This is a genomic window from Chryseobacterium sp. Leaf404, assembly GCF_001424145.1.
In the GTDB taxonomy this organism is placed as follows: Bacteria; Bacteroidota; Bacteroidia; order Flavobacteriales; family Weeksellaceae; genus Chryseobacterium.
In genome coordinates this window covers 256126-277969 of record NZ_LMQM01000010.1, presented here as the reverse complement: position 1 = coordinate 277969, position 21844 = coordinate 256126, and the positions used below count along the sequence as shown (strand labels likewise).

Genomic DNA, 21844 nt, shown 5'->3' with positions numbered 1-21844 from the left:
TTCTACGCTGCGGTTTATTTATTAGAGTTATATTTTTAAAAGTTTAAAGATAAAAAAAAACCGCCTCATTTCAGATGAGACGGCATATTTTATTCACCGTGAAGGAAAGCTTTTTTGTCAAGAAGTGCTTCTTCTGTTTCTACGTGATCTTCATCCGGTACACAACAGTCTACAGGACAGACAGCAGCACACTGCGGTTCTTCGTGGAAACCCTTACATTCTGTACATTTATCTGTTACAATAAAATACACATCGTCACTCACAGGTTCCTGCGGCGCATCTGCATCAATGGTAAGACCAGAAGACATTGTGATTCTTCCGCTAAGCTCTGTTCCTTCGGAAGCTTTCCAGTCTACAGCTCCTTCATATATCGCATTGTTCGGACATTCCGGTTCGCAGGCTCCGCAATTAATGCATTCATCAGTTATTTTAATAGCCATCGCTAATTTTTTTTAAATTTGCACAAAATTACGAAATATTCCCAAACGAAACGAATTATGAATGTTGAGCAGAGAGTTTTAGAACTTATCCAGTTAAGTGACTGGATAAAAGCATATTTATCAAAAGATTCTGGTAAATTTAATGAAAATGATTTAGAATTCGAGCAAATACTTCGAAAATCTGAAATTGAAAATCCGTGGTTTACTCAGGAAAATCAAAAATTAGCTTTGGAACAGTGGGTTTCTGTTTTAAATCATTCCCTAATTGAGCAGTGGCTGAGTAAATATCCTGAAAATAAAATTCAGAAAAGAGTAGGGCTTATTCTCGCCGGAAATATTCCGATGGTGGGATTTCATGATGTAATTTCGGTGATTCTGAGCAATCATATTCCTGTTATTAAATTATCTTCCAAAGACAAATCAATGCTTCCTTTTTTGCTTAGAAAATGGAAAGAAATTTCCAATGGGAATCTTCAGTATGAAATTGTGGAGAGACTTGAAGATTTTGATGCAGTGATTGCTACAGGAAGCAATAATACAGCACGTTATCTTGAGTATTATTTCAAAAAACACCATTCCATTATCCGTAAAAACAGAACTTCTGTTGCCGTAATTTCAGGGAATGAAACCGAGGAAGAATTGAAGCTATTAGCAAAAGATATTTTCCAGTATTTTGGTTTGGGATGCAGAAATGTTACCCGACTTTTTGTACCGAAAGATTTTTTAATCGACAGAATTTTTGAGAGTTTTATTGATTTTAAAGAAATCATCAATCACAACAAATACGCCAACAATTATGATTACAACAGGGCGGTTTACCTTCTGAATCAGGATAAATTCTGGGACAATAATTTTGTAATGCTGAAAGAAGATGAAAAGCTATTCAGTCCGCTTTCTGTGATTCATTTCAGCAGATATGAAAATCCGGACGAAGTGAAAAATTTTATTGCTGAAAACGAAGAAAGCATTCAATGCGTAGTTTCTAAAGCTGAAGGTTTTGAAAATGCAGTTGCTTTTGGTGAAGCTCAGAATCCGAGTTTAGACACGTATGCAGATAATGTAGACACAATGGAATTTCTCTCAGTAATCTGATAATTTTTTGTATCTTCATCCTACCAAAATCCAGAATATGAAAAAGCTGATTCTCTTTTCGGCATTGATTTTATCACAACTCTTTTTGTCCCAGATGACAGGAGGAATCAGGGTGGTTGAAAGCAAAAAAACAGATCTGAAATCTGAACTTTCAAAAGATAAGATAAAACTGTATGATTCTAATTTTCAAAGCTTTGTGTCAGCGATGAAAAATTCAGATAAAACAAAAATTTCGTCTTTACTTTCAGATAAAGTGAAGGAAATAGTTACCGACGACCATATTAAAAAACTGTCCGGAGGCATTAGTTTCGACAGAAGAATGGAAGTTTACAAAAGCGGTTATCAGACGATTATCAACAATGAGACATATCCTGCGATTCAGTATAAATTTGTAGATGACAAATCTGTACCGCCGGCAGATCTCGTGACGGCAATCTTCGAAGAGAACGGAAAAATTTTAGGTATAAAACCTGAATTCAGACAATAAAATTTAAACAGATATTATATAATTATGAACACGAATGTTTTAGTATCGCATTCTACAGACATCGAGAGAGGCGATTTTTACCGAAAAACTTACACGCACGTTGCTTTGGCAATTTTAGCATTTATTGGTGTCGAAACGGTATTGCTGAATGTTGTTCCGGAACAGATGATTTTGGCAATGTTTGCCCAGCGTTATCTCTGGCTTTTAATCATCGGAGTATTTTGGCTGGCTTCATTTTTAGCTACCAAATGGTCGCTTTCACTGAACAGATCTACTCAGTATTTTGGTTTGGCATTTTATGTTATTCTTGAAGCAGTGATTTTCTTACCAATGATTTACCTCGCAATGCTATATACGGGAGGAGAGGTAATTTTTCAGGCTGCAACACTTACAGTAGCAATGTTTGCAGGAATTTCGGCAATCGCTTTCACATCAAAAAGAGATTTCTCATTCCTTAGAAATATTATCACCATCGGAGGATTCATCGCTTTGGGGTTGATTGTTGGAGGGATGCTTTTCGGTTTTAATCTTGGTCTATGGTTCTCTGTGGGTATGGTGGTTCTGGCTTCTGCAACGATTCTTTACCAAACCAGCAAACTGAAAGATGCTTATGCAACAGATCAATACGTTGGAGCAGCTTTACAGCTTTTCGCTTCGATTATGCTTTTGTTCTGGTATATTTTAAGTATTTTGATGAGCAGAAGAAGTTAGTAAACAACTTTAAAAACAATAAAACAGCCGCTGATTTTCAGTGGCTGTTTCTTTTTGAATAGGAATTTATAAAGAAAATTATCTTAAAATGTAAGTTTTTTGGTTTTGGTATTAAAGACAATAAGGTCTCTTTCTCCCGCTACTTTTCTATTTTTTCGACTTTAATCAACATTAAATTTTTCGGCTTGTAAATGGTAATTTCATTTTTTTCAGTATCACAAATGGTCTTTTCAGCTTCGCAAATGAAATATTCAGACTTAAAAGAAACATTTCCTTTGTAAGTTATAAGATTTTTCTGTGTGTTGACATGTACAGAATCGCCTTTAAACTGAAATTTATTTTTGTCTGTTTCCTATGCAAAAATTAAAGTTGAAACAGTAATCATTACACCTCCCAAAAATAGTTTTTCATTCATCATAATTAAGGATTTTTAAGGTTTATATAATTCAAGGTTTAAGTAATTGTTTTCATTTTTAAGACTTTCTTTTCTGGCTTTTTCAGTATCTCTTATCATCTCTTCCTGCGAATAGCTTTTTCCGTTAAAAGTCATTGATGTAACCACAGCACCAGAGGTAGACAAGATGGTTTGCCGCATATCTTTTACAGGATCTTTTTTGTAATCCTGCCAGTATTTTTCAAATTTCTCTTCGTCTAATTCTATTTCTCTTCCCGCCATTCTTGATTTTTTTTCAGGTTCATCCGAAGAAAATTTTTTGGTTCCAATTAAAACAAAGCTGTGATCATTTTTAGAATCATTAATTTTTACAATAAGTCCCGGAAGCCCATAAAACTGTTGCGGACCGTCCTGAATAGGCAATTCCGGAGCAAACCAGGCAACCCACTCTCTGCCGGCAAACTTTGTGGTCGCTCTCTGTACTTTATAGCCTAAAACTTCAGATTTCTCATGAGAAATCTGCCACTCCGGTTTTTTAGAAATAGTTACAGCAAGGGGTAGAGAACCTGGCGAAATTTTATAAACGGTCTCATAAGAAGGATATTTTTTTGTGATTTCAGTTCTTACAGAAGGCTGCCGTATTTGTGTAAGATCAATAGGTTTTCCGCCGCCGCCATTCATCTGCTTTACACTTTCATATAAAATAGAATCTTCTGCAATCTTTTTCTGGCTCAAAAATCTGGAACCGGCACTTCTCGTTTCAAGAACCATGTTTTCAACGGTAACTTTTTCTCTGTTGAGGGAATCTGGTTTAAATTTATATTCGTAGATAAATTGTGTAGACTGTGCCGAGAGCATTCCCGTCATGAGACAAAAAACTGCAGTAGAAATTATTTTCATAAATATTTTTTAAATCACTTTAACTGGGAATAAAAGTAAAAATTAATCTCTATTAAAATCACGGGATAATGAAAAAATAACATATTTTAACCTTTACGTTAAAATATTTAGAAAAACATGTATAAAATTAACAAAACAGCATTAAAGTCATTTACAAAGCCAGTATTTTCAACGACATTATTTTTATCTTTACCGTTTAAAAAATTTAAATAAATGAAGATTGAAATCTGGTCAGATGTGATGTGTCCGTTTTGCTATATCGGAAAAAAGAATTTTGAAAATGCTTTGGCTGAACTTCCGTTTAAAGATCAAATTGATGTAGAATGGAAAAGTTTTCAGCTTGATCCAAGTCTTGAAACAGGCGTAGCTAATACAACTGCAGAATATTTCAGAGAGAAGAAGGGCTTTCCTGAAGCTCAGGCAAAACAGATGACCGCTCAGGTTACCGAAATGGGAAAATCTGTTGGAATTGACTTCGATTTTAAAAATGCCATTATTACCAATACCTTTCCAGCGCATAAGCTTATTCATTTAGCTAAAAAAAATAATTTAGGTGCTGAAATGGAAGAAGAGTTATTTAAAGCTCATTTTCTTGAAGCAAAAAATATTGGCAATGAGAAAATACTGATGGGTTTGGGAGAAAAATTAGGTTTAAATCCTGAAGAAATTACTAAGGCGCTTTCCAGCAAAGAAATCGATCTTGAAGTAAAACATGAAATCATCGAAGCTTCCCAACTCGGGATTTCCGGTGTTCCCTTTTTTGTAATAGACCAAAAATATGGCGTTTCGGGAGCACAGCCTGTCGAAACTTTTAAGGAAGCAATTACGCAGGCCTACAACGAAAACACAGTCACTCTGAGCAACAATAATGATGCTTCCTGTGGAGAAGACGGCTGTGAAATTTGAATAAATTTTTAAAAAAAATTCACATCTACTTAACCTTAGCCTCTGCCTCAACCTAACATGATTCAATTTAATAAAAACCATCATTATCCTTTAGAAGATATACTTTTTGTTTTCGCACTGGAATTCGAAGCCAAAGAAATGTTTAATCATACCCGAAAACTCATCACAGGAATTGGGAAAGTGACAGCTGCCATCAATCTCACGAAAGCCATCTACGAAAAACGACCGAAACTGATTGTAAATCTCGGTTCTGCGGGCGGTTTTGGTTTTAAAAAAGGAGATGTGGTTTGCTGTACAAAGTTTATCCAGCGCGATATGGATGTGCAGGGACTTGGTTTTAAAAAATTTGAAACACCGCTTTCCAATATTCCAATAATTCTTGAAAATGGTATCGAAATCGAGAATCTTCCAATCGGAATCTGCGGAACCGGCGACAGTTTTGAGACCAATCACATCAACACAGAATACAACGTCATTGATATGGAAGCCTATTCACTCGCTTTGATTGCGTGGCAGGAAAAAATTCCTTTTATATCTCTAAAATACATTTCTGATGATGCCAACAGCGATGCCGCCGACGATTGGGCTGTGCAGGTACATCTTGCTGCGGAAGCTTTTAAGAATATTTTATTCAGGGAAGAACTGCTTTAAATCTTAATTCAACTGATCTTTCGGGGCAAATAAATCAATTACTCATTTTTAAGAGAAAATATCGTAATTTTGTACCCTCAAATTATGAATGAACTTTTAGAATATTTACCATACGCTTTTGCACTCATAATAGCCATTCCGTTTTTGGTTTTGCTGAGGCAGTTTGTGTACACTTACATCAACCTTAAGAATAAGGAATTACAGATGTTGAGCATAAAATCAAATTCAGAAAACAAAGCACATTCTTACGAAAGAATGACTCTTTTTCTGGAAAGAATAAAACCTTCCAATCTCATCCAGAAATTTGATAAAGATTTGGCGATACACGAATTTATCTTCCTTACAGAAAAATCTATCACAGAAGAATTTGAATATAATGCTTCTCAGCAGCTTTACATCACAAAAAATTCATGGAAGAATATTGTTGATTCTAAAAATGCTGTGATAGAGCTTCTCCACAAAACATACGACGGCATAAACAACAATGCCTCATTAAGCGACTATAAAACTGTTTTTCTGATGAATTTCATGGGCGATAACGACTACATCGCCGATACCATCGAAGATCTCAGAAAAGAAATCATACTTATTGCATAAACTAAAAAATAATAAATTTATAATAATGACTCAAAAATTTACTGCACACCCTTGGCATGGAATTTCTGCAGGGGAAAATGCACCTGAAACCGTAAATGTTTTTGTAGAAATCGTTCCTTCAGATACTATTAAATACGAAATCGACAAAGAAACAGGTTTCATGAAAGTAGACAGACCTCAGAAATTTTCAAATATCATCCCTGCGCTTTACGGTTTTGTTCCACAGACGTACTGTGACCAAAGAGTAATGAAACTTGCTGTTGAAAGCGGTTCTACAGACGTTACAATGGGCGATCACGATCCTTTGGATATTTGTGTTTTAAGTTCTCACAATTTCAGTTCAGGAGGGATTCTGATGGAGGCAAGACCAATCGGTGGTTTTAAAATGATCGACGGCGGCGAAGCTGATGATAAAATTGTAGCAGTTTTATTGGGAGATCATGCTTTTGGTCATTTCACAGATATTTCTGAACTTCCGGAAGCTGAAGTGAACAGATTGATGCACTATTTTTTAACCTACAAAAACTTACCAAACGAACCTGCGAAATGCAGAATTGATAAGGTGTACGGAGCTGTAGCTGCAAAAGAAGTTATAAACGCTTCAATGGAAGATTACAATGATAAATACGCAGGTTAATCTCTGATATTAAATATTAAAGCAGGCAATTTTTGTCTGCTTTTTTTGTGAAAGTTATTATCTGTAAAATTCCTTAATTATATTTAATTCTAAACCTTTATATTTGTATTAATCAATTAATTATGAAATGGAAAGTATAATTGTATACCCAAAGGATGAAAAGCAGAAATCTCTGTTAAAATCTTTATTGGAAGAATTAAAAGTCAGATTTGAGATAGGAGAGGACGATACCACTATGACCGAAGAAGAATTCTATACCAAGATTGATAAGTCGATACAGCAGTCAAACGAAGGAAAAACCAATATTCTCTCAAAAGACAAACAGAAAGAAATTTTAGGTCTATGAGTTTTGAATTGGAACTGACAGAATTGGCATTTTCCGATATTGAAAAACATAAAAAATCGGGAGATAAAAAAATATTACTAAAAATTAATAAGATTTTTGACGAATTAAGAGAACACCCCGAGTCGGGAACCGGCAAACCTGAAAAGCTAAAATATTATTCAAAGGCAACATGGTCCAGAAGAATTTCAGGAAAACACAGATTGATTTATAGAATTGAAAATGAGAAGGTAGTTGTTCTCATTCTTTTACTTTGGGGACACTACGATGATAAATAAATTATTTTTAAAGATTTAATTTTAAATGCTTCATCGCATCAATAATAATCTCATCTTTTTTCACAAAACTAAACCGTATAAAATCTGAATCCTGCCTATTCTGGTAAAACGCAGACAAAGGTAAACATGAAACTTTTTTCTCCACCGTAAGCCATTTTGAAAACTCCACATCAGTCATTGTTTTGGAAATATTTCTGAAATTAACAGTCTGAAAAAATCCTCCTTGAGATTTCTGACTTAAAATAAACGGAGTTTCGGCAATCATTTCACAAAAAACATCTCTTTTATTCTGCATGATTTTTCGGTTAACTTCAGGATCAAAAACATCGAGGTATTTTGCAATCGCATACTGACAGGGCGCATTGGTGCTGTAAGAAATATATTGCTGATGATTTCTGAAAGCTTGCAACAAATCTGGCGCAGCCAAAAGATAACTCACCTTCCAACCTGTAGAATGAAACATTTTCCCGAATGAAAAGATGCTGAAAGTTCTTTTTCGTAATTCCGGATGTAAAAAAGCGCTGTAGTGTGAATGCTCATCATAACAGTAAATATCATAAATTTCTTCAGAAATCACGTAAATATTTCTTTCTTTAATTAAGTCATAGAGATTTTGCCAATCTTCTTTATCCCAAATTTTTCCGGTAGGATTTTGAGGTGTGTTGACGATAATTGCTTTTGTTTTTTCACTAATGCAAAACTTTAATTTTTCCCAGGAAATACTGAAATCATCTTCCACTTCATAAAAAACAGGAACACCGCCGTTAATCACGATTGAAGGAGCATAAGTGTAGTAAGAAGGCTGAATAATAATAACTTCGTCCCCCAAATTTAAAATTGACTTTAAGGATGTGTACAGGGCAAAAGTAGAGCAGGGAACAATATTCACTTCCTCTTTCGAAATCAATACAGGATTTTGTCTGGAAGCATTAAATTCAACAATTTTATCGATCAATAAAGGGTTTCCGGCAAGAGATTCATAGCTGTGTGAAATGCTGTCGGCAGATTCTTTTAAATAAAATCTGAGTCTTTCATCCACCTCAAAATCGGGCAAGCCCAAAGACAGGTCGTAGCTTTGATTTTGCTTAGCGAGAAGCGACATCTCCGTAAAAAACGAATAATCAGTAAATTGTAAATTTGTTTCCATAGTTTCAATCAAATATATAAAAAAACTTAAGTTGTATAAGATTTTAGATATTTTTCTTAATTTTAGACAAATATTTTACATGAATAAAATTCTCTTGCCGCTTTTTTCAGCGGTTGTTCTTTCCTCTTGTGGCAGTACAAATTCTACTGCAGTAAAAACTGATTCCGCAACTGCTTCTGTAAGTACACCTAGTGGAAAAGAAGGCAAAGCTTATAAAACGGCATATCAGAGTATCAGTTTAGAAAGCCTTAAAAAAAATCTTACAGTGATTGCTTCGGATGAGATGGAAGGCCGTGATACCGGAAGCAAAGGACAGAAGAAAGCCGGCGAATACATGATTAATTTCTATAAGCAAAACGGAATATCTTTCCCAAAAGCACTTGGATCATTTTATCAGAAGGTTCCTGCAGCCTACATGGCAAAGCGTGGTGGCGGAAGTCTTCCTGATTCTGAAAATATTTTAGCCTTCATCGAAGGAAGTGAAAAACCTGAAGAAATTATCGTGATTTCGGGACATTATGATCATGTTGGAAGCAGAAATGGAGTAGTGTACAACGGTGCAGACGACGACGGAAGCGGAACTGTTGCCGTAATGGAAATTGCAAAAGCCTTTAATGAGGCGAAAAAAGCAGGACATGGCCCAAAACGATCTATTTTATTTCTTCACGTGACAGGAGAGGAGCACGGACTTTTCGGATCTGAATTTTATACAGACAATCCTGTTTTTCCTTTAGCGAACACGGTTGCAGATTTAAATATTGACATGATCGGTCGTGATGACCCTGAGAATCGTGGCAAACAGTACGTTTATGTTATAGGTTCAGAAATGCTGAGCTCACAGTTGAAAGTGATCACTGAGGCGGCAAATAAAAATACCAACAACCTTGAATTAAATTACAAATACGACGATCCTGCAGATACAGAAAGATTGTATTACAGATCAGACCATTATAATTTTGCAAAAAACAATATTCCGGTAGCATTTTTCTTTGATGGAATTCACGAAGATTATCACAAACCAACCGATGATGTTGAAAAGATTGATTTTCCTTTATTGCAAAAAAGAACTCAGCTTGTCTTTGCTACAGCTTGGGAACTGGCGAACAGAAATGACAGAATTGTGGTTGATAAAAAATAATATTTTCATGTTGATTTGAGAAACTACGCAGATTCTTTTTGAAATTAAACTGCACAATTTGCCAAATCTGCGTGAGATTTACAATCTCTTGAAAGTTCAAAACAAAAAAGTTTGCGAAATATTTTTGCAGACTTTTTTGTTTATAATTACAGCCCCAATGTCAGAATTTTCTCAATCATTTTCTGATTTAAACTTTCAGGCATAGAACGCATCAGGAAATTTCGGAGAGAATTACCTTTCTCCCACTGCGAAATTTTTCCAATTGTCCAGCTGTTTTTGACAATGTAATCGACCTTTTTTCTTCTGATTTTCTGAAATTCAGCAAAAATCAAATTAAAATCTTGACTTTTTTCTAAAAGTTTTCCAATCACATAAGCATCTTCCACCGACTGGCAGGCTCCCTGTCCCATATTCGGGGTCGTGGCGTGAGATGCATCGCCAATCAGACAGAGATTTTCAGCATACCATTTTGGAATAGGAGTGAGGTCGATAATGTCGTTTAGAATTACATTTTCAGGTCTTGTTGATTCAAGAATTTGCAAAACTATCGGATCGAAGTCTTTAAATTCTTCAGTGAGATTATGGTTTACTTTAAACTTATTGTCATTTACCAAAGTATACCAATACACCAGATTTCCCGAAAGCTTCACAAAACCGAAACGTTTTCCTTTTCCCCAGATTTCCAAAGCATGATGACTGTATTTTTCTGGAAGTTCAAAAGTGGTTAATCCGCGCCAACATTTTTGTGCAGCATTTCTGATATTTCCTGTTTTGAAAATCTGATTGCGAATTTTTGAATGAATTCCATCTGCTCCGAAAACGATCTTGCTTTCAATTTTATTTCCGTTTTCAAATTCTATGTGATAATTTTCTTTGCTTGAGATCTGTTTTAAAGAATGATTTAATTTGATATTTTCAAAGCCTAAATTCTCCGCTAAAATATTCTGAAGTTCTGCCCTGTGAATCGCAACATTGCAGGAATTAAATTTCTTTTCCAAAGCCAGAACATTCGTGGTAGAAATGGTTTTTAGCTTTTCATCGGTAATCGAAATTCCATGAATTTTGTTTCCGGCATTTTCAATTTTTTCTTTTAAACCTAATTTCTCAAAAATCTGCATCGCATTTACAGCCATCATAATTCCGGCTCCGACTGGTTTTATTTCAGGAGCTGATTCGTAAATGGTAAAATCAAGATTGTGTTGCTTTAAGATATTTCCTAAAGTTAGGCCACCAATTCCGGCTCCGATGATTGAGGTCTGATTCATTTAATAATTTTCATTCTTTGTTTAGATGCCACGAATGCACGAATAATTTATAAAAATTTGTGCATTCGTGGCAAAAAATTATTTTAAATTTCTCAATTCGTTCAGCAACTGATTTTGTTTATTGATAAAATTATCTAAACTATCCGTTTTTAAAGGATGAGCATTTTGATATTTTTCGATTTCCGGAAGTGTTTTTCTGATTTTAAAAATTGTATGTTGATCTTGAATAATGCTTGTATTCTTATTAATTTGTACAATTAAATCTTTGATTTTCTTTGTTTTTAAATCATATCTTTCAGAACTGAACTTTATATCTCTCTCAATTTCTTTCTTTACCAAAGAATCTGTAATCGATCTGGTAAGCTGTTCTGCGTCATTATAATAACTGTCAGATTTGTTGATTATATTTTCGTATTCAGAAATTACAATGTTAGTTTCTTTATTAATATTCTCAATTTTCTGCTCTAATTCCTGCAAATTTTTATCATTTTTAAGTAACTCAGAATATATGTCCAAAACCAAATTACCATTTCCACGAGAACGTTTCAAAGAAATGGAAGATGATGATTCTACATTATCTACAACATTATTTTCTAAAGGTTTATTTTCAGGTTTTTCGGAACAGGAAATTACTAATAAAAAAAGGGCAGTTGAAACAAGTAATTTTTTCATGATTTATATTTTAAGATTCATTTAATAATTTTCTCGTAGATCTTTCATATTAAACAAATTACAAAATTTAAATCTGCAAAATTCTACAAATCTGCGCGAGACTTCAATATATCAAGATTAGTTGAACAAACTTCAAAAAATGTTACAAAAAAAACGGAGCCTGAAAAATTCAGACTCCGCTTTAATAGTTATAAAAACTAAAATTATTTACCTAAATAAGACTTCAAAATCTTACTTCTGGTATTGTGTTTCAGTCTTTTGATTGCTTTTTCTTTAATCTGACGGACTCTTTCTCTCGTAAGATCAAAAGTTTCACCGATTTCTTCCAAAGTCATCGGATGTTTTCCGTTCAACCCGAAATACAGTCTTACCAAATCAGCCTCTCTCGGCGTCAGAGTATTCAAAGCTCTTTCGATTTCGATCTGAAGAGATTCAAGCATCAAATCCTTATCCGGACTTGGTGATTCTCCTGAACGCAATACGTCGTATAAGTTAGAATCTTCACCTTCTACCAATGGTGCATCCATAGACAGGTGTCTTCCGGAGTTTTTCATTGATTCTTTGATGTCTTCCTCGCTCATATCCAAAACTTCAGCCAGCTCTTCCGGAGAAGGTGGTCTTTCGTTTTCCTGCTCAAGGTGTGCGTACGCTTTGTTGATTTTGTTGATCGAACCGATTTTGTTCAATGGCAATCTTACAATTCTAGACTGCTCTGCCAAAGCCTGTAAAATCGACTGACGGATCCACCAAACCGCATAAGAGATAAATTTGAAACCTCTGGTCTCGTCATATCTTTTTGCAGCTTTCATTAATCCTAAATTCCCTTCGTTGATCAGATCGGGAAGAGAGAGTCCTTGGTTTTGGTATTGTTTAGATACAGAAACTACGAAACGAAGGTTGGCTTTAATCAGTTTTTCCAGTGCCACTCTGTCGCCGGCGCGGATTTTTTGTGCCAAATCTACTTCTTCGTCTGCTGTAATCAGTTCCACTTTACCAATTTCCTGCAAATACTTGTCTAATGAAGCGGTTTCCCTGTTGGTAACCTGCTTGGTTATTTTTAGTTGTCTCATTTATTTTATGCTCAAAAATAGAGTTGCTATTATATTATACGCTCAAAACATTACAAAGGTTACACCAGTTACAAAAATATTTTACACTATTGAATCTCAGTAGCAAAATAAGTTGTAAATTATTCCACTTCGCACATTCCGAAGCCTTATTATCCTGAATGTTGGCTATTAAGGAGATGCTTCAGCTTTTTCGTTTGTTTTTTTAGGAGCTGATTCCCGCTGTCCACTATATCTTTTGCTCTTCGTTCCTCATCACAAAAGGATGCCGTTTCCATCGGGGCTAGTGACATGATCACATTTTAAGAAATTTCATAAATGTCAAAAAGAAACTTCATAGCTCTCGATACATTTTTCTCCATTTCATTCCGAAAAACACTCGAGCTGAGGAAAAAAAAGCGAAACCAAAGTTCCGCTCTATGTTTAAGATAAGATTAAATTGCCTTTCAAAATTCAAAATTCAAAAAATATTCACGCAGTTTGTCATCCTGAAAGGACCTAAGCTCGGATCTTTCTACTATTTTTCAGATACATATGTAAATGCTTTGACTCAGTTGAACCTAAAAATTTCAACATGACAAAATAGGTAATAAAGTTTAAAAACAAAAAAAAGCGAAACCAAAGTTCCGCTCCATATTTAAAGGAAAATCAAAACTGACTTTCAAAATTTACCATTGACAATTGACAATTCAATTTTAAAAAAGATCATTCAGCAGTTTCGCCAGTCTCAGCCCTCCGTAAAGAAGCTGTCTTTCCATAATATCATTAAATTTATACTGATAATCATAAGAAAGTTTAGAATCATTCGGCGTTTGAGCATAGATTTTATTGGCAATCTGATGAGAATCGTACAGCCAGTTTTCCAATGTTCCGGATTGAATCTCTTTTACTTCATCGTTTGTTTTAATATCCAGAAGTCTGGCGTATTCTGTGTAGCTGTATTTTTGAGAATCCACCAGTTTACCGTCCCAAACAGAATGCAGATTGGATTTTTCTCCAAAATAAGTAACGTTGATTTTGTTTCCTCCCAAATCTTCAGATCTCCCCGTGTGCATCGGCTGAGCCAAATCTCCCATCATGTGAATCAGAAAGATCAAAGCAATTTTTCTGTCTTTTTCAGACGTTTTTTGATCTTTAATCTGGCTTGATAATACTTTAATCTGAGAATAAAGATTTGCCCCTGCCTGAGCTTTCAGATCTTTTTCAAATGCTGTAAAATCTGTTTTCGGATCGATGTTTACATAATGCCATGCCGAAGCCTGCTTCCATGCTCCGGTGGTATCAGACTTGATAAAATCCGGCCAGTTTGCCCAATACGCCATTCTTTCTTTGCCCAACATTTTTCTGAGCTCTCTCTTCGCCTTCCCCGAAAGATGGTTTTCTGCAATCTCTGCAATCACTCTGTGCCCCGTCAATCCCCATGCATACGAATAGACCGAACTTGCAACGAATGCCAAAAGCAAAACTTTAGAATAAATACTTTTCATTTCTTAATTATTTTCAGACTGCAAAGATAATGTTCATCAAATTAATAATCACCGCATGAATAAAAATTCACAGTAAGATTAATTATTTGAAAAAATTTAGAAAAAAAATAATCTAAACATTTTTTAAATTTAGAACTTATCTTATCTTTACGATACCAAACCCAACTATAAAATGTATGAACACGGCATTCCAGACATGCAGTACAACAAGTTGCAGACCGACTTCAGGGCTGAAACCGTTGCCGTAAATCTGATGAAATACCACAAAGCCTTATCCCTGGTTTTTGTAGAACGTCTGGGCATTAATGACAGAGCTTACCTGAAAGATATTAAAAGCATTACGAAACAGTTTCTTGGTTTCGAAGAAGAAATTTACAACATAAAAACCTACAGAGAAGGTATTTACGACTATTTACCTGAAGGAATTTTCCATCCGCCATCCCTCAACGCCTCAAGAAATAATGTAGACAGTGTGGTGAAAGAAATCCGCCGTCAGAAAAAAGTTGAAGATGATGCACGAAAATTTTTCCGCCCATTTGAACTGGAAGTTTTTTTTACAGAAATTTCAGGATTGCTGAAAGAACAGGAATTTGATCTTGCAAGCCAGACAGATTCACTCATCAAAACATTCAGCGAGCTTTGGCCGCTTATTAAACTTCTGGATCGGGATTCTGCCTGTATTTTTGTCTACATTCTACCGTTTCTGCATAAAATAAGAGGCGACAAAAAGCTTTTTGAGCAGTGTCTGAGTGCTTTTCTTGAAATTCCCGTTGAAGTGACTTTTAAGGCAAGGATTTTAGAGAAAATAGAGGAGGAGAGCAGTTCTGTTTTTCTAGGAAATTCCCGTTTGGGCTTAGATTATATTCCCAGCGGAAGACATTTCGACGGCGAAAGAAACTGGGTAGTAAACATTGGCCCAATTCCTTACAGCAGAATGAAAGATTTTGTGGAAGGCAGCCGTTTCAAAAAAACTCTTACTGCTTTTTATGAATATTGTCTTCCTCTGAATACAGATATCAAAGAAAATTTTGTCACAGCAAAAGAGCGGTTTTCATTTGTTCTGGACGAAGAAGAAGAAAACCAGACCAGGCTGGGATATTCTACATTTCTCTGAATTTATTTACTATATTTACAAGACCAACAATACACAAACTTTAATTTGAAAGGAAATTATGGATGTTTCTTCAGTAAAAGGTATATTTCTACGCTACATTCTTCTGCCGCTCATTGCGGTTATCATGATGTTTATTCTGGGTATTATTACACGCAATAAGCCTGCTATAAAAATACGCACTGTTATTATTTACATTCTTCTGTGCAGTCTCTGTCTGGCGCTTCCCGGATTTTTAGGCTATGCAGGAAACACATTTAATCCTTACGGATATTTAGTTTCACAATTATTTTATCTCCTTTTGGGGATTCTTCATGTGAATCTTCTGCACCGTTTTTTCAGAAAATATTTAAAATCAAATACCTTTATTATCCTTTTTGAAAGTATTCTGTCTGTAACGTGTACTTTGGCGGGAGGATATCTTTTTGTGATGCTTTTCAGATGGGTGAGTAAAGACACGGGATATCCGGTAATGGCGGCTACAAGTTTGATTACTTTTTTTGTTCCGCTGGTATTTTATTATTGCTTTGTACAGCTGATCAGTATTCCGGTGGATATTTACAGAACCTGGCATTACAGTCCGGACCAAAAACTACCAGATTTTGACGGCGTGGATTTTGACCGCCTTATGGTTCTGAATGTAGAATTGAGCAAAAATCTTGAAGAAAGCAACAGGTTCAGAATTAAAGCCAAAACACTTCCTACAGGCATACATTTTGGTGACTGGTTTTACAGGGTTGTAGATGATTACAATCATAAAAATCCCGGATCTGTAATACATCTTACAAATGCCTCGAAAGAGTCTTACTACTGGATATTTTACATTAAAAAATCATTTTTCAGTTTCAGAAAATATATTGATTTTGAAAATGACATCAGCACAAACGGCATCAGAGAAAATGATGTGATCATCTGTAAAAGAGTAATACAGCATCAGGAAGAAGGCAAGCTAAATAACAACACAAAATATTAATCACAATGATACAGCCAATTAAACATCCTGCCATCAATTGGGTAGACGGCATGAAGGTTTCGCAGAGACATCTTCATGAGCAGGATAATCATCTTTTAGATCATATCAGAGATTCAAATTCAATAAAAATCAGCAATTATAACTATGGATTGCTTCCGATCTCTAATGAATACACAGACAAGACGGTTTTTGACGTGCATAACACCGCTACCAACGATGTACAGCTGACCATTAAAAACTGCAGTGCCGTAACTGCCGCAGGTTACCGCATTGAATTGAAAGACAGAAAAGTAAGTGTAAAATCTCTTGCGAAATTCATTAATTTTGAAGAAAGCAGTACCGACGGAGAATTTTATATTTTAGTTTCGGTAAATCCTTTTGATAAAGTGCCTTTCGGCGATATTGATGCAGACGAAATTCCGCCGAGACATCCTTATTCCCAACCTAATTATCATATTGAACTTTTGCCTTTACAATCTGTAAATCAAGGTTACGCAGGGGGAAATTATCTGGTCATCGGTAAGGTTAATCTGATGGGGAATATTGCACAGGTTGACAGTAATTTCATTCCGCCCTGCACATCAATACAGAGTCACCCGTCATTGCTTGAATATTACAACAGTTTTGCAAAATATATTGGAAATCTGCAGCAGTATTCATTTAAAATCATTCAGAAATCTGCACATAAAAATGCCAATACAGCTTTGGCCATTAACGTAAAAAACCTATGTACAACAATGGTTAATACATTTGCAGATGTATACTTTCAGTTTAGAAACGTGGTTCCTTATGAATCTCCGATTTTTCTGACCGAAGTTTTCTCGAAACTGGCTCTCAAAATCTACAATTCCACACAGATGATTCTTCCTGCAGAACTGGAAGAAATGCTGAACTACAGTCTGGAATGGAGCGAAATCGCACCGCACACGCTTTTGAATCAACTCTCCACAGTGGCAGAAATTAATTATGACCATCATAATTCAGGAGAACATCTTCATCAGATTCAACTGCTGATGAGAAGTCTGGATGTAATTTTTTCTAAGTTGAGTGAACTGGAGTACATCGGTCAGCGCAAAGAAAATATTATCGTTACTGAGCAGGAAGTCAGTTCAAACAACAATCCTAAACGGGGCTGGAGTGTTTTAGATTAATAAAAACAGGATAGGGGCATTTGAAAAATGTCCTTATTTTTTTACCAAAATTTTTTCAGTTGCTTTTTTACTGATAATTTCCTTCACTCCATTGATTTCTATCGTCATCGATTTGTCGAAATTTTCTATTTTAAGAATTAGAATTTCTGTGTTTAGGAGTAGATTTTTATCGGTGAGATAATTCAGAAAAGCATCATCAGACAGTGTTAAAGAAGTGAACACAACCTTGTCGCCTGCTTCACAGTTTGACAGTTGTATGAGATCCTGCTCAATGATATTTCCTTTTTTATCAGGAATCGGTTCTCCATGTGGATCATATTTCGGGAAGTTTAAAATTTCATCCATTTTATCAAAAAACAGCTGTGAATGTACATGTTCAAGCTGCTCGGCAATCTCATGAACATTTTCCCAGCCGAAGTTCATTTTTTCCACCAAAAACATCTCTGTTAGACGGTGTTTTCTTACCACTAAAGCGGCTTCCCGCATTCCCGAAGAGGTGACGGTGAGCGGTTTATAAGTTTCATAAATTACCCAGTTTTTTTCAGCAAACTTCTTCATCATATTGTTGGTACTGGGCATTTTCACATCCAGAAACTTGCTCAGTTCGTTGATGGTCACTTTATTATTAGAATCAACGGTATGGAAAAGAGCTTTCAGATAATTTTCTTCGGTAAGAGTTGCTTTCAAAATGTTAGATGATTTAATATACAAATCTAACAAATTATTTTTTGTGAGTGAATTTTATAATTAAGTTTTATATTTACTCTATGAAAATTTCATTTAAAAACGATTACTCTGAGGGCGCTCATCCCGCAATTCTAAAGGCATTGCTTGCTCACAATGAAGATCAGCAGGCAGGCTATGGCGAAGATATTTATTCTAAAAAAGCAAAAGAACTCATTAAAGAAAAACTGAAATCTTCACACTCTGAAATTTACTTTGTTTCGGGTGGAACTCAGGCAAATTTAATAGTGATATCATCTATTTTAAAACCATATCAGGCTGTAATTTCAGCGATGAGCGGACATATTTTAAACAACGAAACCGGAGCAATTGAAGCCACAGGACATAAAATTTTAGGAATTCAAACTGAGGATGGGAAACTTCGCCCTTCAGACATCATTCCTGTTTTGGAAAGCCATCAAAATGTTCCTCATCAGGTGATGCCCAAACTCGTTTATATTTCAAATTCTACAGAGCTGGGAACAATTTACCAGAGAAAAGAAGTGGAGGAGCTCTATAAATTCTGTAAAGAAAATAATCTCTATCTTTTTATGGACGGAGCAAGGCTAGCACAGGCTCTTACTTCGGAATTTAATGATATTCAGTTTCAGGATTTAGCCCAATTTACAGATGTTTTTTACATTGGAGGAACCAAAAACGGAGCTTTACTGGGAGAGGGTATTGTGATTAATAATCCGGAACTGCAGCCCGATTTCGCATTCAATATTAAACAGAAAGGAGCACTTTTGGCTAAAGGAAGGCTTCTGGGAATACAGTTTCTGGAACTTTTTAAAGAAGATTTATATTTTGAATTAGGCAAAAATGCCAATACTCAGGCTATGAAAATTAAAAATATGATGACTGAAAAAGCAATTCAGTTTTTAAGCGATACATCGACCAACCAGATTTTTCCAATACTTGAAAATCCAGTGATAGAAAAGCTTTCAGAGAATTTTGAATTTTATGTATGGCAGAAAACAAACGAAACTCAATCGGCGATCAGAATCATTACATCATGGAATACGACAGATTCTGTCACCGACGGATTTTTAGATAAACTGAAAGAAGTGCTTTAAAAAATTTCAGCCAATGAAATATCAATTGGCTGAAGCTTTTTATTTTAGAAGTTTACTTATTTTTTCACAATCTACAGATTCAAGTTTTTGATCTTCAGGATACGAAATTTTCTTTTCGTTGGAATAAACCATTTGTCCGCCGTTATCTTTCTGATCGCCTAAACCTTCAAAAAGTGAATTATCTTTCTGTAAAAAGTAAATATCGCGTTTGCTGGTAGTTCCTTCAGAGGCAAATTCGTAGGTTAACTTCAGCGTATCTCCAGATCTGAAACCGGTTACATCGCCTTTGGAACTGTCTTTTTCGTGATTTTTATAAGCCAGTTTACCGATCAGGGTTCCCAGATTATCGTCTATACTGGCGACAACTGTGTCTTTGCCAATAACTTTCATGTAGCAGAAAGTTTTGGTGCCTAAAGTATCTACAGGCTCAGAAACTGTTTCAGCGGAATCTGTTTTTACAGGACTTTGTTTTGGGGTTTCTTTTTTTTCGCAGCTCAGAGCAATCGTGATTAAAGCTCCTGCAAATATTAATTTTTTCATTGACTTGATTTTCTTAAATTTTGGTAAAGCTAATTTATGTAAGAAATTACAAATCAGCAACAGAAATAGTGATGTTTACAGCCTTAATTTGTGAAGAATAAAAATCCTATAATTTATATTATGTTAACTTTTATATTTCAATGAATTTCTTTTCTCAAATAAAAACGAGTTTTCAGGCTCTCTAACGTGATATTTCAAAGTATTCAATTTTCCCAAAGGATTTATCAATAGCGAAATAATATTCAGTCACAGAAAATTCAATCACCTAAATTATTTTTTAAATGAAAAATTAATTTGATTCAAATGCTGTCGATTTGGTTATCTCGTGTAAAGTTTCATTAAAACAAGTATTTCTCAAGCAAAACAATTTAAGAATTTCCGATAATTCAGAATTCAGTAATCAGCAAACCGTTTTGACTATATCTCTGGTGAAGTTTCATTAAAACAAAAATCTCTCAGGCGTCAGATTTAAAATTAATTTCACTTTAAATAAATCTTATTTGATTCAAATGCTGTCGATTTGGTTATCTCGGGTGAAGTTTCATTAAAACAAAGATTTCACAAGCAAAAAAATTTAAGAATTATCAATAATTCAGAATTCAGTAATCAACAAACTGTTTTGACTTTAAAGATTTTTTTGCGCACAGATGAACAATTAATTTGATTCAAATGCTGTCGATTTGGTTATCTCGTGTAAAGTTTCATTAAAACAAAGATTTCTCAGACGTCAGATTTAAAATTAATTTCACTCAAAACAAAAATCAAATCAATTTTAATTTTATTTAAAAAAAATAAGCGATAAATTATAGAATTAACCGCTAAAACATTGATAATCAAAATAAACTATTTCATCAGAAACCTGAATTTGTTATTATTTTTAAGTGCAATCCCAGTACCCCTAACCACGGCTCTCAAAGGATCTTCTGCTAAAAATACCGGCAATTCTGTCTTCCTGTGGAGTCTTTCTGCAAGTCCGTTAAGCAATGCGCCGCCGCCGGCGAGGAAAATTCCGGTTTTATAAATATCTGTCGCCAGTTCCGGAGGCGTTATCGAAAGCGTTTCTAAAATAGCATCTTCAATTCTCATGATGGATTTATCCAGTGCTCTGAAAATTTCTTTATAACCCACCATTATTTCTTTTGGTTTACCCGTTATCAAATCTCTTCCCTGAACAGCAATATCTTCCAGATCAAAATCCAGTTCTTCCAGTGCCGAACCTACTTCAATTTTAATTCTTTCCGCTGTACGTTCACCAATATTGAGATTATGCTGGGTTCTGATAAAATATGAGATATCATTAGTAAAAACATCACCGGCTATTTTTAAAGATTTGTCAACTACAATTCCACCTAAAGCAATCACGGCAATTTCGGTGGTTCCGCCCCCTATGTCAACAATCATATTTCCTTCCGGACTTTCTACGTCAATCCCCGCTCCTATTGCTGCAGCCATCGGTTCGTAGATTAAAATGACCTCTTTTGCATTAACTTTCTGTGCAGAATCCCGCACTGCTCTTTTTTCCACTTCCGTAATTCCGGACGGTATGCAGATTACGATTCTTAATGCAGGCTGTATTAATTTACCTTTGATTTGAGTAATTAGCTTAATAAATTCTTTTATCATGTGCTCAGATGCGTGAAAGTCTGCAATCACACCATCCTTCAGCGGCCGTATTACTTTTATATCTTCATGGGTTTTTCCCTGCATCAGTTTTGCCTGCGTTCCCACAGCGATTGCTTTTCCCGTCAGACGGTCTATTGCCACAATAGAAGGCTCGTCTACCACAATTTTATTGTTATGTATAATCAGCGTATTGGCTGTTCCCAAATCTATTGCAATCTCTTCCGTAAACATATCAAATATCCCCATCAGTCATTTTTTAAAGTGGTTAAAGGTACGGCTAATACATTTATTAACTTACCTAATGACAGCCCCCCCGTAGTTAAACATACGTTAAAAAAGCTTTCACAATTTTTGATATTCCGGGTAAATTTTAATTATAAAATAAATTCAGTTCCATCATACATCAAAGCTGATATTTCGGAATACAGATTGCAG

Annotated in this window: 24 protein-coding genes; 14 read left to right on the top strand and 10 right to left on the bottom strand. The window is 35.1% G+C overall.

Features of this window, described 5'->3' with window-relative positions; all coding sequences use genetic code 11:
- Positions 1-89: 89 nt before the first annotated feature.
- A complete protein-coding gene (locus ASG31_RS07050) occupies positions 90-440 on the bottom strand; it encodes a 4Fe-4S dicluster domain-containing protein (protein ID WP_056029813.1) in 351 nt (116 codons plus the stop codon).
- 57 nt (positions 441-497) lie between these two features.
- Between ASG31_RS07050 and ASG31_RS07045 the strand changes: the two genes are divergently transcribed.
- The 3 genes from ASG31_RS07045 to ASG31_RS07035 are packed head-to-tail and all read left to right on the top strand — an operon-like array spanning position 498 to position 2730.
- The gene (locus ASG31_RS07045; RefSeq protein WP_056029810.1) at positions 498-1532 is read left to right on the top strand and encodes an acyl-CoA reductase; all 1035 of its coding nucleotides are present in this window, start codon (positions 498-500) and stop codon (positions 1530-1532) included.
- A 37-nt stretch (positions 1533-1569) separates the two neighbouring features.
- The gene (locus tag ASG31_RS07040; RefSeq protein ID WP_056029806.1) at positions 1570-2019 is read left to right on the top strand and encodes a hypothetical protein; all 450 of its coding nucleotides are present in this window, start codon (positions 1570-1572) and stop codon (positions 2017-2019) included.
- Between the two features lie 24 nt (positions 2020-2043).
- Positions 2044-2730 (top strand): Bax inhibitor-1 family protein, encoded by a 687-nt coding sequence (locus ASG31_RS07035; RefSeq protein WP_056029803.1) that lies wholly within the window; start codon positions 2044-2046, stop codon positions 2728-2730.
- 430 nt (positions 2731-3160) lie between these two features.
- Here ASG31_RS07035 and ASG31_RS07030 read toward each other — a convergent pair whose 3' ends face one another.
- On the bottom strand, positions 3161-4024 hold the full coding sequence (locus ASG31_RS07030) for a GLPGLI family protein (protein WP_082504500.1): 864 nt from the start codon (positions 4022-4024) through the stop codon (positions 3161-3163).
- Positions 4025-4237: 213 nt separating this feature from the next.
- Between ASG31_RS07030 and ASG31_RS07025 the strand changes: the two genes are divergently transcribed.
- The 6 genes from ASG31_RS07025 to ASG31_RS07000 all read left to right on the top strand — a co-directional run bounded on the left by ASG31_RS07025 (position 4238) and on the right by ASG31_RS07000 (position 7436).
- Entirely contained in the window at positions 4238-4930 is a 693-nt protein-coding gene (locus ASG31_RS07025) for a DsbA family protein (RefSeq protein ID WP_056029797.1), read from the top strand.
- Between the two features lie 57 nt (positions 4931-4987).
- Positions 4988-5581 carry a nucleosidase gene (locus ASG31_RS07020; RefSeq protein WP_056029794.1) on the top strand — a complete coding sequence of 198 codons (594 nt, stop codon included), beginning with the start codon at positions 4988-4990 and terminating at the stop codon, positions 5579-5581.
- 84 nt (positions 5582-5665) lie between these two features.
- Positions 5666-6178 (top strand): hypothetical protein, encoded by a 513-nt coding sequence (locus tag ASG31_RS07015; protein ID WP_056029792.1) that lies wholly within the window; start codon positions 5666-5668, stop codon positions 6176-6178.
- Positions 6179-6203: 25 nt separating this feature from the next.
- Entirely contained in the window at positions 6204-6815 is a 612-nt protein-coding gene (locus ASG31_RS07010) for an inorganic pyrophosphatase (RefSeq protein ID WP_056029789.1), read from the top strand.
- Between the two features lie 127 nt (positions 6816-6942).
- Positions 6943-7161 (top strand): DUF2683 family protein, encoded by a 219-nt coding sequence (locus tag ASG31_RS18635; protein ID WP_056029786.1) that lies wholly within the window; start codon positions 6943-6945, stop codon positions 7159-7161.
- Positions 7158-7436, top strand: a complete 279-nt coding sequence (locus ASG31_RS07000) for a Txe/YoeB family addiction module toxin (RefSeq protein ID WP_056029783.1) — start codon at positions 7158-7160, stop codon at positions 7434-7436. Before ASG31_RS18635 ends, ASG31_RS07000 begins: the two co-directional genes overlap by 4 nt.
- Positions 7437-7443: 7 nt before the next feature.
- Here ASG31_RS07000 and ASG31_RS06995 read toward each other — a convergent pair whose 3' ends face one another.
- Complete coding sequence (locus ASG31_RS06995) at positions 7444-8583, bottom strand: aminotransferase class I/II-fold pyridoxal phosphate-dependent enzyme (RefSeq protein WP_056029781.1); 1140 nt, start codon at positions 8581-8583, stop codon at positions 7444-7446.
- A 79-nt stretch (positions 8584-8662) separates the two neighbouring features.
- Between ASG31_RS06995 and ASG31_RS06990 the strand changes: the two genes are divergently transcribed.
- The gene (locus ASG31_RS06990) at positions 8663-9721 is read left to right on the top strand and encodes a M28 family metallopeptidase (RefSeq protein ID WP_056029778.1); all 1059 of its coding nucleotides are present in this window, start codon (positions 8663-8665) and stop codon (positions 9719-9721) included.
- 146 nt (positions 9722-9867) lie between these two features.
- Here ASG31_RS06990 and ASG31_RS06985 read toward each other — a convergent pair whose 3' ends face one another.
- From ASG31_RS06985 to ASG31_RS06970, 4 genes are all read right to left on the bottom strand, one after another.
- On the bottom strand, positions 9868-10986 hold the full coding sequence (locus tag ASG31_RS06985) for an FAD-dependent monooxygenase (protein WP_056029775.1): 1119 nt from the start codon (positions 10984-10986) through the stop codon (positions 9868-9870).
- Between the two features lie 78 nt (positions 10987-11064).
- Positions 11065-11658 (bottom strand): hypothetical protein, encoded by a 594-nt coding sequence (locus tag ASG31_RS06980; RefSeq protein ID WP_056029771.1) that lies wholly within the window; start codon positions 11656-11658, stop codon positions 11065-11067.
- A gap of 203 nt (positions 11659-11861) precedes the next feature.
- Positions 11862-12728 carry an RNA polymerase sigma factor RpoD/SigA gene (locus ASG31_RS06975; RefSeq protein WP_034757900.1) on the bottom strand — a complete coding sequence of 289 codons (867 nt, stop codon included), beginning with the start codon at positions 12726-12728 and terminating at the stop codon, positions 11862-11864.
- 692 nt (positions 12729-13420) lie between these two features.
- Positions 13421-14212: a S1/P1 nuclease gene (locus ASG31_RS06970; RefSeq protein ID WP_056029768.1), complete on the bottom strand. Its 792-nt coding sequence runs from the start codon at positions 14210-14212 to the stop codon at positions 13421-13423.
- 172 nt (positions 14213-14384) lie between these two features.
- On the opposite strand from ASG31_RS06970, the gene ASG31_RS06965 reads away from it, so the two are divergent.
- Genes ASG31_RS06965 through ASG31_RS06955 form a run of 3 tightly spaced genes read left to right on the top strand, consistent with a single transcriptional unit; the run spans position 14385 to position 17447 of the window.
- A complete protein-coding gene (locus ASG31_RS06965) occupies positions 14385-15326 on the top strand; it encodes a type VI secretion system baseplate subunit TssG (protein ID WP_056029765.1) in 942 nt (313 codons plus the stop codon).
- 58 nt (positions 15327-15384) lie between these two features.
- Positions 15385-16296, top strand: a complete 912-nt coding sequence (locus ASG31_RS06960; RefSeq protein WP_056029762.1) for a TssN family type VI secretion system protein — start codon at positions 15385-15387, stop codon at positions 16294-16296.
- A 5-nt stretch (positions 16297-16301) separates the two neighbouring features.
- Positions 16302-17447, top strand: coding sequence for a hypothetical protein (locus ASG31_RS06955; protein WP_056029759.1), 1146 nt, complete (start codon positions 16302-16304; stop codon positions 17445-17447).
- A gap of 33 nt (positions 17448-17480) precedes the next feature.
- Here the strand turns inward: ASG31_RS06955 and ASG31_RS06950 are convergent, their stop codons facing one another.
- On the bottom strand, positions 17481-18134 hold the full coding sequence (locus ASG31_RS06950) for a metal-dependent transcriptional regulator (protein WP_056029756.1): 654 nt from the start codon (positions 18132-18134) through the stop codon (positions 17481-17483).
- Positions 18135-18214: 80 nt separating this feature from the next.
- On the opposite strand from ASG31_RS06950, the gene ASG31_RS06945 reads away from it, so the two are divergent.
- Positions 18215-19246: a threonine aldolase family protein gene (locus tag ASG31_RS06945; protein WP_056029753.1), complete on the top strand. Its 1032-nt coding sequence runs from the start codon at positions 18215-18217 to the stop codon at positions 19244-19246.
- A 39-nt stretch (positions 19247-19285) separates the two neighbouring features.
- On the opposite strand, the gene ASG31_RS06940 is transcribed toward ASG31_RS06945, so the two are convergent.
- Positions 19286-19786 (bottom strand): hypothetical protein, encoded by a 501-nt coding sequence (locus tag ASG31_RS06940; RefSeq protein ID WP_056029749.1) that lies wholly within the window; start codon positions 19784-19786, stop codon positions 19286-19288.
- Positions 19787-20629: 843 nt separating this feature from the next.
- Positions 20630-21655, bottom strand: a complete 1026-nt coding sequence (locus ASG31_RS06935; protein WP_056029746.1) for a rod shape-determining protein — start codon at positions 21653-21655, stop codon at positions 20630-20632.
- Between the last annotated feature and the right edge of the window lie 189 nt (positions 21656-21844).